This is a genomic window from Clostridioides sp. ZZV14-6154, from assembly GCF_020657785.1.
In the GTDB taxonomy this organism is placed as follows: domain Bacteria; phylum Bacillota; class Clostridia; order Peptostreptococcales; family Peptostreptococcaceae; genus Clostridioides.
Genome location: NZ_JAGWCY010000003.1, coordinates 1 through 14,966 on the forward strand (window position 1 = coordinate 1; position 14,966 = coordinate 14,966).

The window sequence follows — 14,966 nt, forward strand, 5'->3', positions numbered from 1 at the left end:
GAGGGCTAACTTCGGAATTTAAGCCTTTGGAGAACTATACCAAATCGTAGTAGCTTAGGCAAGGCGAGGTTCAGTGAAGAAGGAAAAATCTCGATATGGATATATTTGACCATATTTTGAGTAGCAGAAATATTAATGAAGAAAATACTCTATAGTATTACAATACTATTTCAAATTGCTTTTCTAATAGGATGTAAGGTCTTTGAAAAATATGCAAATACAAGAATGGGAATGCACAGGTGGGTCACATACACTAACAGAAACTTTGAAAGAGATTATCCTATTGAATCACTTAAAATAGCTCTAATAGGTATTCTTATCGCTTTTACTATAATTGCAATTATATTGCTAATTCAAAACACCATTTTAAAAAAGAACTATAATTTATTTGGTAAATTAATGGGGCTTTTGACAATAATAATCAACACTCTTTTATTAAAGTTTATATTAACAAATACACAATATACTAATAGTTCCTACTTTTTTTTAATAATGATGCTTAGTATGGTATCTATTTTGCAAATCATCAAGTTGATTGTGTATACTAGAATGATTAAAAATTAGATATATCAAAGCTATATATATCTAAACTAGATATTAAAAGCTATATATTAGAAACTAGATATTAGAAACTGAATATTAAAAACTAGATATTAAAAAATTTATTTTATAAATATCTAACTCAATTCATAAAATAAAAGCTGGACTAATAATATAAAATCATTAGTCCAGCTTTTATTTTACGTACTTTTTTATGTTGACGTACTTTTATTAAAAACTAAATTTAATTTTTAAATGTAACCAAAATGCACTAATTAAATAATGGCCAGTTATTCAACAATATCACTACTTCTTAACTATAAGTAGTGCCAATGCATTTATAAAAAATAATACTGCTGTTATTTTTGTAACTCTAGCAAGAAATGCTTGTTTTCCTTTTGGTTTAAAGTAAGCTTGACTTCCTTCTCCACCAAACTCTGAAGGTAAAGCATTCTTAGAATCTTGAGGCATTATGCTAATTACTAGTAAAATCCCTAGTACTACTTGCACACCCATTAAAATGTTGCTCATTCTTGCCCCTCCTATCTTTTTATTACTTAAATTTCATTACTCTTTAGTGTATCACAATAATATAGTCATTTCAAGACTATTATGCTATAAATCACAAACAAAACTGGTATCAAACTGCTAGAAGATTTTACTGTATTTTTACATAGGAAAATTAATAAATTTTAGAAAGAAAAATATTTAAATCAAAATATATCTATAGTTTTGAATTATAGCAATTATTTCAAAGCTTTTATTTATTTTCTTCATAATAACTTAAATACAAAAAGGGATAAGTGCCTTGAAAAATCAATTAACACTCATCCCTTTTATTTCTTATAAGATAAACTTAAAATCTTTTATACTATCTTTTTAATCTTTAAAGACTATTTTTTTAAGTTATAGAAAGATTTTAATCCACAGTATCTAGCTTGTTCTCCAACCATTTCTTCTATTCTTAATAATTGGTTGTATTTAGCAACTCTATCAGTTCTTGATGGAGCACCAGTTTTTATTTGTCCAGCATTTACTGCAACAGCTAAATCTGCTATAGTAGAATCTTCAGTTTCTCCTGATCTATGAGATATAACAGCAGTGTATCCTGCTCTCTTAGCCATTTCTATTGCATCTAGAGTTTCAGTTATTGTACCTATTTGGTTAACTTTAACTAATATAGAGTTAGCTACTCCATTTTCAATTCCTTTTTCTAATCTTTCTGTATTAGTAACAAATAAGTCATCTCCAACTAATTGTAATTTGTTTCCTAATTTTTCAGTTAATAATTTCCATCCATCCCAATCTTCTTCATCTAAACCATCTTCTATAGTTATTATTGGGAAGTTGTTTGACCAGTCTTCATATAAAGCAACCATTTCAGCAGCAGTTAATTCTTTTCCTTCTCCAGCTAAAACGTATTTTTTAGTTTCTTTGTTGTACATTTCTGTAGCAGCAACGTCAAGTCCTAACATAACATCTTCACCTGGCTTATATCCAGCTTTTGTTATAGCTTCAACTATTAATTCTAAAGCTTCTCTGTTTGAACCTAAGTTTGGAGCGAATCCACCTTCGTCACCTACACCACAAGCTAATCCTTTTTCTCCTAAAACTTTCTTTAATGAATGGAATACTTCTGCTCCCATTCTTAAACCTTCTTTAAAGCAACAAGCTCCTACTGGTAATATCATGAACTCTTGAACATCAACGTTATTATCAGCATGTTCTCCACCATTTAATATGTTCATCATTGGAACAGGTAATTGCTTAGCATTTACTCCACCTAAGTATTGGAATAATGGTAAACCTATTTCATCAGCAGCTGCTCTAGCTACTGCCATTGAAACACCTAAGATAGCATTAGCTCCTAATTTACCTTTGTTTGGAGTTCCATCTAATTCTATCATCATTGCATCTATAGCTGGTTGGTCAAATGCATCCATTCCTTCGATTTCTGGTGCTATTATTTCATTTACGTTAGCAACAGCTGTTTCTACACCTTTTCCTAAGTATCTTCCTTTGTCTCCATCTCTTAATTCAACAGCTTCAAAAGCTCCTGTAGATGCACCTGATGGAACTATTGCTCTTCCCATTGCTCCATCTTCTAATACTACTTCAACTTCTACAGTTGGATTTCCTCTTGAGTCTAATACTTCTCTAGCATATACTAATTCAATAACTGACATTTGTATATCTCCCTTCGATTTTTCTATTAGTTAAATTTTCATTTACTGTAAACATCCGTCTACTAGTTTTAATCTACTTATTATATTATAGTACAGAAAGTTATTTTTGAAAATTAGATACAAATTTATTTGATGGGTAAATTTGTAAAAGTTTCTATTTTTATTTTATTTTTTATAATTTTTAACTTATCTGTTATTCAAAATCAATCTTCAATACATAAATATATAGATAGATTTAAAACATAAAACACAAAATGTACAACTAATGATTCTAATAATTTTTGATTTTATAATATATATTAATTATTATTTTTTACATCATTTTATTTAAACTTTATAAAATGCACTCAAACTAAAATACTTTTTAAGTTTATTTTATTGTAAGTTACTATCCTACTTACTTAAATTTAACTATTTTGAAATAAGTGAATGACCAGTCATTTCTTCTGGTTTTTCTAACTTCATCATATCTAAAACAGTTGGCGCTATATCAGATAATCTTCCTGCATCTAATAATTTTGCACCTTCAAATTCTTGTCCAACAACCACAAATGGCACTGGATTAATAGAGTGGGCTGTTACAGTCTTTCCTGTTTGTGGGTCTAACATGTATTCAGCATTTCCGTGGTCAGCAGTTATTATTGCACTTCCACCTAGCTCTATTATTTTATCTACTAATTTTCCTACACAAGTATCTACAGTCTCAACAGCCTTTATAGCTGCTTCAATACTTCCTGTATGTCCTACCATGTCAGGGTTTGCAAAGTTTAAAACTATAAAGTCAAACTTATCTTCTCCTAGTTTTTCTAAAGCTTTGTCTGTTAATTCATATGCAGACATCTCTGGTTGTAAGTCGTAAGTTGCAACTTTTGGAGAAGGTATTAATAATCTCTCTTCACCTTTGTTTGGCTCTTCTACTCCACCATTGAAGAAGAAAGTAACATGTGCATATTTTTCAGTTTCAGCAGCTCTTAATTGAGTTTTTCCATTCTTAGCTAAATACTCACCTAGAGTGTTAGTTAAAGATTGTGGACCAAATGCTATATGCACTTCTTTTATAGTTATATCGTACTCTGTTAAACATACAAAGAAGTTTTTAATTTCTTCTCTTTTAAATCCATCAAACTCTTCACTTACTAAAGCTCTTGTTATTTGTCTTGCTCTATCTGGTCTGAAATTGAAGAATATAATTGAATCATTTTCTTTTATACTTCCAACTGCTTTATCATCTTTAACAATAACTGTTGGCATTATAAATTCATCATTTTTTCCATTATCATAAGAGTTTTGAATAGCTTCTTCAATAGAAGTTGCTTTTTCACCAATACCTCTAACCATAGCATTGTATGCAAGTTGTACTCTTTCCCATCTCTTATCTCTATCCATTGCATAGTATCTACCAGAAACTGTAGCAAATTCTCCTACTCCAATTTCATTCATACTAGATTGTACTTCCTTAGCATATTCCAATGCACTTTGAGGGTCAGTATCTCTACCATCAGTAAATGCATGAACATACACTTTTTCTACACCTTTATCTTTTGCCATTTTGATTATGGCTTTAAGATGGTCTATATGTGAATGTACTCCACCATCAGACAAAAGACCCATTACATGAAGAGAATGTTCTTTTGCATTGTCCATAGCTTCACATAAAACTTCATTATTAAAAAAGTCACCATCTTTTATAGATTTTGTTATTCTAGTTAAATCTTGATATACAATTCTACCTGCACCTATATTAGTATGACCAACTTCTGAATTTCCCATTTGACCATCAGGTAGACCAACATCAAGACCACTAGCATTTATTAATGTATTTGGATATTTTTTCATTATTCTGTCTAAATTAGGAATTTTGGATTCAGCAATTGCATTTCCCTTAACTTCCTTATTATATCCAAACCCGTCCATAATAATTAAAGCAACTGGTTTTTTCATCATTTCACTCCTTAGAAATTAACAAGGTCTAAATAGTCATTAGCAGCTAAACTAGCTCCACCTACTAAAGCTCCATCTATATCACTTTGACCCATTATTTCAGCTACATTTGAAGGTTTAACACTTCCACCATATTGTATTCTAACTTCATTAGCTAATTCTCCATATAATCCTTTTATAACTTCTCTTATATAAGATATAACATCATTAGCATCTTCAGCAGTTGCAGTTTTACCAGTTCCAATAGCCCAGATTGGTTCATATGCAACAACTACTTTTGCTAAATCATCTTTAAGAACATTCTCTAAAGCTTTTTCAACTTGAACTTTACAAACATCTTTAGTTTTTCCAGCTTCTCTTTGTTCTAAAGTTTCACCAACACATAGTATTGGGTCTATTTCTACTTCTAAAGCTTTTAAAACTTTTTTGTTTACAGTTTCATCAGTTTCATTGAAGTATTGTCTTCTTTCTGAATGTCCTATTATAACATAGTCCATATCTATTTCTTTTAACATAAGAGGTGAAACTTCTCCTGTAAATGCTCCTTTTTCTTCAAAGTGCATATTTTGAGCACCTATCTTTATATTTGTACCCTTAGTAGCTTCTTTTAAATCCTTCAATAAAGTAAATGGTGCACATATAACAGCTTCTGCTTTATCAGCATTAACTTTCCCTTTAACTTCATTTACAAACTCTAAAGCTTCTTTTATTGTTTTATGCATTTTCCAGTTTCCTGCAATTATAGGTTTTCTCATTTTACAATCTCCTCTATATAGTAGTTTATTTATTATCTAATGCTGCAATACCTGGTAATTCTTTACCTTCTAAAAATTCTAGTGATGCTCCTCCACCTGTTGATACGTGAGTCATCTTATCACCAAACCCTAATTGATTAACTGCTGCTGCACTATCTCCACCACCAATTACAGTAGTTGCATCAGTTAATTCTGCCATAGCTTTAGCTACTGATAGTGTTCCATTTGCAAAGTTTTCAAATTCAAATACTCCCATTGGTCCGTTCCATACTACAGTTTTTGATTCTTTTATAGTTTTTACAAAGTTTGCTATAGTCTTAGGTCCCATATCTAGTCCCATATAATCTTCTTTTACATTAGCATCTTCTGTTACTATTGGAGTTGCATCTGGTGCAAAGTGGTCTGCCATAACAACATCTACTGGTAATAATAAATTAACGCCTTTTGCCTTAGCTTTTTCCATCATTTCTTTTGCATATTCTACTTTATCTATTTCAAGTAAAGATGTACCTACTTCATAACCTTGAGCTTTTAAGAATGTATAAGCCATTCCTCCACCTATTATTAGATTATCAACTTTTTCTAATAGTTCATTTATAACAGCTAATTTATCAGAAACTTTAGCTCCTCCAAGTATAGCTGTAAATGGTCTTACAGGATTTGCAACAGCTTCTCCTAAGAATTTTAATTCTTTTTGAATTAAGTATCCACAAACTCTCTCTTGTAAAAATTCTCCTGCTCCAACTGTTGAACAATGTGCTCTATGAGCAGTTCCAAATGCATCATTTACAAATATTTCAGCAAGTGAAGCTAATTCTTTAGAGTAGTTTTCTTCATTTTTAGTTTCTTCTTTTCTATATCTAGTATTTTCTAATAATACTAGATCTCCGTTTTCCATTTTTTCAGTAGCTTTTTTTGCATTTTCTCCTACAACATTATTATCTGCTGCAAATACAACTTCTTTACCTAACATTTCAGATAATCTCTTTGCAACTGGTGCTAAAGATAATTCTGGTTTAGCTTCTCCTTTTGGTTTTCCTAAATGAGAACATAATATAACTTTTGCTCCTTTAGAAATTAAATATTGAATTGTTGGTAAAGCTCCGTTTAATCTATTTTCATCAGTAATTACACCATCTTGTAATGGTACATTAAAGTCACATCTCACTAATACTTTTTTCCCGCACACATCAATATCTTCTATAGTTTTTTTGTTTAGCATTGACATAAATATCTCTCCTTTTAATAAAGTAATTTTTTATTGCCAAGTATAATATAGTACATACTTTTACCCTATTAAATATATCATATTATCATATTTTTATATATAGTATGTAACATTATTTAGGTGTATTTTATATATTTTTTCTTAAAAAAAGTCCAGAGTCCGTAGTGTTAAACTACAAACTCGGACTTTGTCAATCTACTTTTCTATTTTCTAAAAGCTGACTATTTTGCTAATTGTGCAAAGTATCCTAAAGTTCTTATTAATTGAGAAGTATAAGACATTTCATTGTCATACCAAGAAACAACTTTAACTAATTGTTTTCCATCTACTTCCATAACTTTTGTTTGAGTAGCGTCAAATAATGAACCGTAGCTTATTCCGATTATATCAGAAGATACTAACATTTCTTCAGTGTATCCGAAAGATTCGTTTGAAGCTTCTTTCATAGCTGCATTTATTTCTTCAACTGTAACATTTTTTCCTAATGTACAAACTAATTCAGTTATTGAACCAGTTACAACTGGTACTCTTTGTGCTGCTCCATCTAATTTTCCTTTTAATGCAGGTATTACTAGACCGATTGCTTTTGCAGCTCCTGTAGTGTTTGGAACTATGTTTCCAGCAGCAGCTCTAGCTCTTCTTAAATCACCTTTTGGATGAGGACCATCTAAAGTGTTTTGGTCATTAGTGTATGCATGTATAGTAGTCATTAATCCTTTTTCTATACCGTATTTATCATTTAATACTTTAGCCATTGGAGCTAAACAGTTAGTTGTACAAGAAGCTCCTGATATAACTGTTTCAGAACCATCTAATATGTCACTGTTTGTGTTGAATACTATTGTTTTTAAATCTCCAGTTGCTGGTGCAGATATAACAACTTTTTTAGCTCCTGCTTGTATATGAGCTTCTGCTTTATCTTTAGAAGTAAAGAATCCTGTACATTCTAATACTATATCTACTCCTAATTCAGCCCATGGTAGGTCAGCAGGATTTCTTTCTGCTGTTACTTTTATTTCTTTTCCGTTTACTATAAAAGCACCTTCTTTAACTTCTATTTCACCGTTAAATCTTCCTTGAGCTGTATCATATTTAAATAAATGAGCTAACATTTTAGCATCTGTTAAGTCGTTTATTGCAACAACTTCAAACTTATCTTGTTGCTCCATCATTTTTCTTAATGCTAATCTTCCTATTCTTCCAAATCCATTTATAGCTACTTTAACCATTTTCGCTACCTCCTATAAAGTAAATGTATGTTGTCTAGCTCTATGCTAGTTCTTGACTTTTATAATAATGACAATATCTTATAAGCACTTTCTTCATCTGTTACAAGAACCATGTTTTTATGCATATTTGATATGGCTAATAAGGCTTCTACCTTTTCTGTTCCTGCAAAGATTGCAATAGTTTCTTTTACTTCTTTAACTGTCTCTAAATCAATTCCAACAGTATTTAATTTGTAAACTATTTCTCCATCTTTGTTGAAATAATATCCAAATGCTTCTCCAACTGCATTTTTAGATAATATCTCGTTAACTTTATCTTCTGGAAGTTTTCTTCTCTTTGCCATGACATCTGCTCTACCTATGCTGAAAACTAAAATGTCTGTTCTTTTAATATACTCCAAAGTTGTCTTAATCTCTGGCACTTGGCTAAGAGTTTTCATTGCACTCTCGTCCAGCTCATCTGGTATATGTAAAAGTTTGCAATTAGAGTGTAATTTCTTACTTACTGAAGCAACTATACTATTAGACTGCATCTCTACATCAGTTCCCATGCTTCCTCTAGCTGGCACTATTGTAGAATTTGGATACCTTTTATCAGTTTTAATAACGTTTGAAAACTCCAACATAGTGCTTCCCCCTGTTATTGAAACGATATCTCCATCTTTTAAAATACTTAAGAAATGCTCACATCCATATCTAGTTACATCTTTTAGTAAGCTTCCATTTTCATCACAGCTTCCAGGAACTAGTATTACCTTTTTTATTCCAAGCTTTTCTCTGACCCTATCTTGTAACTTAGACAATCCCATGATGTCACTCATGATGTCTTTAAGTTTATCTAACAAATCAGAACCTTCTTTAGTGATAGTCATTCCAGATACAGCAACATCTATAAGTCCTTGTTCTTTTAAAAACTCTGTTTCTGACCTAATTATTCTTTCACTAATTTCTAATACATTTGATAAAGTTCTTCTACCTATTGGTTCACTTAAAGATATTTGTCTTAAAATAGAGTATCTTCTTTCCATAAGTTCAATTGCCTGTGGAATTAGTTTCTTTTGAATTTCTAATAAGTTCTTCATAACATACTCCTTATTGCTTTCCCTTAGGGACTTTTTTTGTCCCTAGTGTTTATTTCAGTCCCACAAGATAATTTTATTTTATAGGATTTGCGTATAGATTTCAATAGTTTTTCAAAAACTTTTTTATTTTTTTGTTTTATAGCAATTTCTCCACCATTTTCAAAGTACAGTATTTTTTCTTTTTTATATAATATTTTTTCCATATATTTTTATGGTTTTTATTCTAATATTTTGACTCAATCTTATATGTTCTACTCTGCTAGATTCTATATGTCTTTGTTTTTATACTTTATGTTTTTATTTTTATATTCTCAAAATTAACAATAACAGTTTATTTATCTCTGTATTTTTAACTCTAGTTATCGTTATAATTCCTGATTTTTTCCTAATATTTAATTTTCTTTCCAATACTTAAATTCATTTATATAATGCTCATTTGTCTTGTAATTGGCCTTTTCCCCTTATTTTACTAAAATTCTTTTCTCTTACTTGAAGACAAAATTCCTAATTCTTCACGATACTTGGCAACTGTTCTTCTTGCAACATTGATTCCTTTTTCTTTTAATAGCTTAGATATATGGTCATCACTTAAAGGTTTCTTTTTATTTTCGTCTTTTATTGTTTCCTTTATAATTTTTTTTATGCTTGTACTAGATGCCATTTCATGGTTTTCTGTTTCAATAGCACTACTGAAAAAGTATCTAAATTCATATACTCCAAAAGGTGTCAGCATATATTTCCCATTTACACCTCTACTTATAGTAGATTCATGAAAATCTAATTTTTCTGCTATGTCTTTCATTTTTAAAGGCTTTATATATTTTGTTCCTTTTCGCAAAAATTCATCTTGTGCTTTTACTATTTCTTCTGCAATTCTAAGTACTGTAGTCTTTCTACTTTCTATATTTTTCATAAGCCCTGTTGCTGAATTTAGTCTTTCTTTTATAAATTCTTTTGCACTTTCATCAGACTGTGAATTTTTTAGTATGTCTTTATAATAACTGTTTATTTTTATTTGATAGGAGTCTTTTTCATTTAAATATACAATAAATTCATCATCAATTTTTTCAACTGTTACATCTGGTTGGATATATACACTTTTTTCTACTGAACATGTTCTTCCTGGCTTAGGGTCTAATGTCTTAATTATATTTATTAGTTCAACGCATTTTTGTAGTGACATATTGTATTTTTTGCTTATCTCTTTATATTTATTATTTGCAATTAAATTTAAGTCTTTTGTAACGATTTCCTCTAAAATTTCATTATATATTCCTAAGCTTGCCATTTGAATCATCAGACATTCCGAAAGACTTCTTGCACCTACTCCACTAGGTTCCAATTGCTGAACACTAATTAAGCATTTTTCAAAAAATTCTTCATCTATCTTTAAAGTATCAACAATTACTTTTTCCTCAGTTCTCAAATATCCATCCTCATCTAAGCTATCAATTATATATTCACAGACTTCCATTTGTTTATCTGTTAGCTTATATAGGCTTATCTGAAACTTCAAATCCTCATATAAATTTGACGAATATTTAACTAAATTTTCTAGATTAACTTCATTGTCGGGATTATAACTTATTTCTGTTCTATCTAAACGTCTTGATTTTTCCATATCTTTTATATATTCTTCCCAATTTATCTCCCCACTTTTCTCAACTTCGACTAATGGGTTATTCTCTGCTTCCCTTTTAATCTCTTCTTCTAACTCTAACTTACTCATATTTAATATTGATAATGATTGCTTAAGTTGTGTAGTCATTATTAGCTTCTGAGACTGAGTTAACTCTAGACTATTATTAAAATTCATTTTGCTCACCTCTCAATTTTATTAAACTTATTTTATAAAAGAAAAACCCTCCTGTATATGTATATTCTATCATTTAAAATATACCTTATGCAAAAGGGTTTTTTTTATTTACAATTTAATTGATTTTTTTTATTTAATATTTATTTTTTTGTTATTTTTTTTTACTATATGGCGTATTTTGAAGTGGTAGTTCAGTTCTAAACTCTTTATCAAATACATAATAAGCATTTTGCACTGCTGGTGCAGTAGGAACTGTACAAATCTCTCCTACACCTTTTGCTCCATACGCCAATAAATCTTTGTTTTTTTCAACTATTACAGCTTGTATTTCTGGTATATCTGTAGATTTAAATAAACCTAATGTACCAAATTTAGCTGTAGGCACAGAGTTAACTACTGGGTAATCCTCTGTTAAGGCATATCCAAGACCCATAACAACTCCACCTTCTATTTGCCCTTCTAAACTGATTGGGTTTATAGCTCTTCCTACGTCATGTGCTGCTACTACTTTTTCTAATTTTCCATTTTCATCTAGCATTACAACTTGTGTTGCATATCCATAAGCTACATGGCTTACTGGATTTTCTTTATCAGAACCCATTTTGTCTGTAACACTTGCATATTCTCCGTAAAATTCTTCTCCCTCTAAATCAGACAATACTTTACCAGTTGCTAAAGCTTCTTTTAACTTAATTGATGCAACCTTAGTAGCTTCCCCTGTAAACACGGTCTGTCTTGAAGCTGTAGTATTACCAGAGTCTGGTGTCAAGTGAGTATCTGGAACTTCATGTACTATGTTTTCAGGTAGTAAATTAGCAGTTTCACAAACCACTTGAGTCATAACAGTACCAAGACCTTGACCTATACAAGAAGCACTTGTTCTTATATGGACTTTGCCATCTTTTATTACCAATCTACATCTTCCCACATCAGGTATACCTACCCCTACACCACTATTTTTCATTGCACAAGCTATACCTGCACGTGGGTGTTTTTCATACTCTTCTTTTACAGCTTCTAATGTTTCTGCCATTGCTGTTCCTTCATCTGCAAATTGACCATTTGGTAAAACTTGACCAGGTCTTATTGCATTTTTATATCTTATTTCCCAAGGTGATATTCCAGCCATTTCAGCAAGTAAATTTAGATTACATTCTGTAGCAAAACAACTTTGTGTAACTCCAAAACCTCTAAATGCTCCCCCAGGAGGATTATTAGTATATACTGCTGTTCCAGTTATATCAATATCCTGATAATTGTATGGTCCTGCTGCATGAGTACATAATCTTTGTAATACTGGCCCTCCAAGAGATGCATAAGCACCTGTATCAGATATTATAGTTGCTTTCATACCTGTTAGATATCCATTTTCATCACATGCTGTTGTAAATTCCATTTCTGTAGCGTGTCTTTTTGGATGAACAATAATACTTTCTTTTCTTGTAAGCTGTACTTTTACAAATCTCTTTGTGTGGTATGCAAGTAAGGCTGCATGGTGTTGAACACTCATATCTTCTTTTCCACCAAATCCGCCTCCTACCATCTTATTTATCACTCTTACTTTTTCATGTGGTAATCCTAACATATCTGCACATTCATGTTGAGTAGCAAATACTCCTTGGTCTGTTGAGTAAATTATTACTCCATCTTCTTCATAAGGACCTGCTACTGCACATTCAGGTTCTAAAAATGCATGTTCTGTTGCAGGTGTAGTGTATTTTTTAGTTACAACATATTTTGAATTCCTTATTTTTTCTTCAGCATTTCCTCTTACTAAGTGTTCCTTAACAAGTACATTACCTGTTTCATGTATCTTTGGAGCATCTTCTTTAAGAGCCTCTGCTGTAGTACTTAAAGGTGTCAATTCTTCATAATCTATCTTAACTAGTTTTTTCGCTTCTTCTAATGCTTCTCTAGTTTCTGCTGCTACTAAAACTATTCCATCTCCTAAATATCTAGTTATTTCACCTTCTGGGATTAATGTATCCCAATCTTTCTTTAAGTGACCTACTTTTATAGTTCCTGGAATATCTTTAGCTGTAAGAACTGTAACAACTCCTGGATAAGCTTTTGCTTCTTCTATATCTATCTTTTTAACTAACGCTCTTGGATATTTAGCTCTAACTGCTGAACCATAAATCATACCTTCTAATCTTATATCATCTACATATTCAGAGTATCCAAGTGTTTTACCTACTGCATCAACTCTGTGAAGACTTTCACCAACTAGACCTTTGCAGTTTACTTTTGGCACATCTATATCTTCTCTAAATATCTTTGCTGCCAAACTCACAGCTTTAATTATTTTTACATAACCTGTACATCTACATATATTACCTTTTAAAGCTTTTTTTATGTCATCTTCAGTAGGATTATTATTAACGTCTATAAGTGCTTTTGAACTAATTACCATACCTGGGATGCAAAATCCACATTGAACAGCTCCTTGGCTGGCAAAAGAATATGCAAAAACATCTCTTTCTCTTTCTGATAATCCTTCTATAGTTGTTATATTTTTTCCAGCTAATTTATCAGTTTTAAATACACATGCTTTGGTTGCTTTACCATCTATTATAACCATACAAGTTCCGCAAGCACCTTCTGAACAGCCATTTTTAACTGAAGTTATATTCATATCTTCTCTAAGGAAGTCTAAAAGTTTTTTACCTTCTTTTGCAACAACTTTCTCTCCGTTTAATATAAATTCTACCATTCTCTAGCCTCCTCTGTTAGACGCCTTTTTATATATCTCCCACTTGGAGTATTACAAATTAATTCTCCCTCTCTAACAACTTCTTTTCCTCTTAAATAAACATGTTCTATTTGACAATCTACTTCATAACCTTCATAAGGCGTATAATCTACATTTTGTAATTGTTTTTTTGCTTCTATTTTAGATTTTTTATTTGGATTTAAAACTAATATATCTGCATCACTACCTATTTCTATAGTGCCTTTTTCAGGATACATTCCAAACAATTTAGCGGCATTAGTTGATGTTACCTCTACCATCTTGTTGATAGATATTTTATTTTTACAGACTCCATATGTGTATAAAAGACTCATCCTATGTTCCACACCTGGAGAACCATTAGGAATTTTACTGAAATCGTTTATTCCAAGTTCCTTTTGCCCCTTATAATTAAAAGAACAGTGGTCTGTACCTATAGTATCTATTTGATTATTTAAAATAGCATTCCATAAAATTTCATTATTTTCTTTATCTCTTAAAGGTGGTGACATTACATATTTAGCACTTTCAAATCCATCTAAATCGTATAATTCATCACTTAATAGAAGGTATTGAGGACAAGTTTCAACTATCACATCTACTCCTCTTTGCTTAGCTTTTAGAACTTCTTCCAAAGATTCTTTACAACTTAGGTGAACAACATACACCTTAGAATTTGCAACTTCTGCTATCTTCATAAGTCTTGAAGTAGCTTCTGCTTCTAATATAGCTGGTCTAGTTAATTGATGATATTTTGGAGATAGGTTATTTTCTTCTTTTGCTTTATCCACAAGTTCACATATTATATCCCCATTTTCACAATGGAATCCAATAATTCCTCCTACTTCTTCTGCTTTTCTCAAAGCTTCAAAGATAACACCATCATCAACTTGAAGGCTTCCTTTATATGCCATATACAATTTAAATGAAGATACTCCTTCTTTCACCATATCTTCCATTTCATTACAAATTGAAGCATTCCAATCTGTTATAGCCATGTGAAAACCATAGTCTGAATAAGATTTATCTCTAGCTTTTTCATGCCATTCATCTAATCCTTCTTTTAAAGAACAACCTCTCGATTGTGTAGCAAAATCTAAGATAGTAGTAGTACCTCCAGCTATTGCAGCTTTTGTTCCTGTTTCAAAGTTATCTGCTGTCTTAGTAGTTCCTGTATCTAAGTCAAAGTGAGTGTGTGTATCTATACCTCCTGGTATAACATAAGAATCACTAACATCAACTATTTCATCATTTTCTTTTGATATATCAACACCTATATCAACTATTTTCTCATTTTCTATTCTTACATCTGCACAGTAAGTTTTTTCACTTGTTACTACTTTCCCACCTTTTAAAACAATTCCCATATAGACTCCACCTTACTTATAACGTATCAATTTATTTTATCTGAAGAAATTAACTTAAAGTAATTTGACTATTGCACTTATACACAGTAAA

12 protein-coding genes are annotated in these 14,966 nt (G+C 30.9%); 1 reads left to right on the plus strand and 11 read right to left on the minus strand.

All coding sequences use genetic code 11. The features are described 5' to 3' along the window. The first annotated feature begins 135 nt into the window (after positions 1-135). Positions 136-564, plus strand: a complete 429-nt coding sequence (locus tag KGF45_RS09320; RefSeq protein ID WP_227828393.1) for a hypothetical protein — start codon at positions 136-138, stop codon at positions 562-564. Between the two features lie 282 nt (positions 565-846). On the opposite strand, the gene secG is transcribed toward KGF45_RS09320, so the two are convergent. From secG to hydA, 11 genes are all read right to left on the minus strand, one after another. Continuing rightward, positions 847-1,071, minus strand: a complete 225-nt coding sequence (secG, locus tag KGF45_RS09325; protein ID WP_003421948.1) for a preprotein translocase subunit SecG — start codon at positions 1,069-1,071, stop codon at positions 847-849. A gap of 362 nt (positions 1,072-1,433) precedes the next feature. Beyond that, entirely contained in the window at positions 1,434-2,726 is a 1,293-nt protein-coding gene (eno, locus tag KGF45_RS09330) for a phosphopyruvate hydratase (protein WP_227433777.1), read from the minus strand. 411 nt (positions 2,727-3,137) lie between these two features. Continuing rightward, positions 3,138-4,667 carry a 2,3-bisphosphoglycerate-independent phosphoglycerate mutase gene (gene gpmI / locus KGF45_RS09335; RefSeq protein WP_413840841.1) on the minus strand — a complete coding sequence of 510 codons (1,530 nt, stop codon included), beginning with the start codon at positions 4,665-4,667 and terminating at the stop codon, positions 3,138-3,140. An 11-nt stretch (positions 4,668-4,678) separates the two neighbouring features. After that, on the minus strand, positions 4,679-5,422 hold the full coding sequence (tpiA, locus tag KGF45_RS09340) for a triose-phosphate isomerase (protein WP_227433775.1): 744 nt from the start codon (positions 5,420-5,422) through the stop codon (positions 4,679-4,681). Positions 5,423-5,447: 25 nt separating this feature from the next. Next, complete coding sequence (locus KGF45_RS09345; RefSeq protein ID WP_227842372.1) at positions 5,448-6,650, minus strand: phosphoglycerate kinase; 1,203 nt, start codon at positions 6,648-6,650, stop codon at positions 5,448-5,450. Between the two features lie 221 nt (positions 6,651-6,871). Continuing rightward, positions 6,872-7,879 carry a type I glyceraldehyde-3-phosphate dehydrogenase gene (gap, locus tag KGF45_RS09350; RefSeq protein ID WP_227433773.1) on the minus strand — a complete coding sequence of 336 codons (1,008 nt, stop codon included), beginning with the start codon at positions 7,877-7,879 and terminating at the stop codon, positions 6,872-6,874. 59 nt (positions 7,880-7,938) lie between these two features. Then, positions 7,939-8,961, minus strand: a complete 1,023-nt coding sequence (locus tag KGF45_RS09355) for a sugar-binding transcriptional regulator (RefSeq protein ID WP_227828390.1) — start codon at positions 8,959-8,961, stop codon at positions 7,939-7,941. Between the two features lie 23 nt (positions 8,962-8,984). Continuing rightward, positions 8,985-9,164, minus strand: a complete 180-nt coding sequence (locus tag KGF45_RS09360; protein ID WP_227828389.1) for a hypothetical protein — start codon at positions 9,162-9,164, stop codon at positions 8,985-8,987. A gap of 266 nt (positions 9,165-9,430) precedes the next feature. After that, positions 9,431-10,777: an RNA polymerase factor sigma-54 gene (gene rpoN, locus KGF45_RS09365; protein ID WP_227828388.1), complete on the minus strand. Its 1,347-nt coding sequence runs from the start codon at positions 10,775-10,777 to the stop codon at positions 9,431-9,433. A 151-nt stretch (positions 10,778-10,928) separates the two neighbouring features. After that, the gene (gene xdh, locus KGF45_RS09370) at positions 10,929-13,490 is read right to left on the minus strand and encodes a selenium-dependent xanthine dehydrogenase (protein WP_227828387.1); all 2,562 of its coding nucleotides are present in this window, start codon (positions 13,488-13,490) and stop codon (positions 10,929-10,931) included. After that, on the minus strand, positions 13,484-14,875 hold the full coding sequence (hydA, locus tag KGF45_RS09375) for a dihydropyrimidinase (protein ID WP_227842374.1): 1,392 nt from the start codon (positions 14,873-14,875) through the stop codon (positions 13,484-13,486). Before hydA ends, xdh begins: the two co-directional genes overlap by 7 nt. Positions 14,876-14,966 lie beyond the last annotated feature (91 nt).

Excerpts from the sequence above, each read along its gene's own strand:
- rpoN (WP_227828388.1), bottom strand. The coding sequence starts at position 10,777 with ATGAATTTTAATAATAGTCTAGAGTTAACTCAGTCTCAGAAGCTAATA.
- KGF45_RS09345 (WP_227842372.1), bottom strand. The coding sequence starts at position 6,650 with ATGTCAATGCTAAACAAAAAAACTATAGAAGATATTGATGTGTGCGGG.
- tpiA (WP_227433775.1), bottom strand. The coding sequence starts at position 5,422 with ATGAGAAAACCTATAATTGCAGGAAACTGGAAAATGCATAAAACAATA.
- gpmI (WP_413840841.1), bottom strand. The coding sequence starts at position 4,667 with ATGAAAAAACCAGTTGCTTTAATTATTATGGACGGGTTTGGATATAAT.
- xdh (WP_227828387.1), bottom strand. The coding sequence starts at position 13,490 with ATGGTAGAATTTATATTAAACGGAGAGAAAGTTGTTGCAAAAGAAGGT.
- KGF45_RS09360 (WP_227828389.1), bottom strand. The coding sequence starts at position 9,164 with ATGGAAAAAATATTATATAAAAAAGAAAAAATACTGTACTTTGAAAAT.
- KGF45_RS09320 (WP_227828393.1), top strand. The coding sequence starts at position 136 with ATGAAGAAAATACTCTATAGTATTACAATACTATTTCAAATTGCTTTT.
- secG (WP_003421948.1), bottom strand. The coding sequence starts at position 1,071 with ATGAGCAACATTTTAATGGGTGTGCAAGTAGTACTAGGGATTTTACTA.
- KGF45_RS09355 (WP_227828390.1), bottom strand. The coding sequence starts at position 8,961 with ATGAAGAACTTATTAGAAATTCAAAAGAAACTAATTCCACAGGCAATT.
- hydA (WP_227842374.1), bottom strand. The coding sequence starts at position 14,875 with ATGGGAATTGTTTTAAAAGGTGGGAAAGTAGTAACAAGTGAAAAAACT.
- gap (WP_227433773.1), bottom strand. The coding sequence starts at position 7,879 with ATGGTTAAAGTAGCTATAAATGGATTTGGAAGAATAGGAAGATTAGCA.
- eno (WP_227433777.1), bottom strand. The coding sequence starts at position 2,726 with ATGTCAGTTATTGAATTAGTATATGCTAGAGAAGTATTAGACTCAAGA.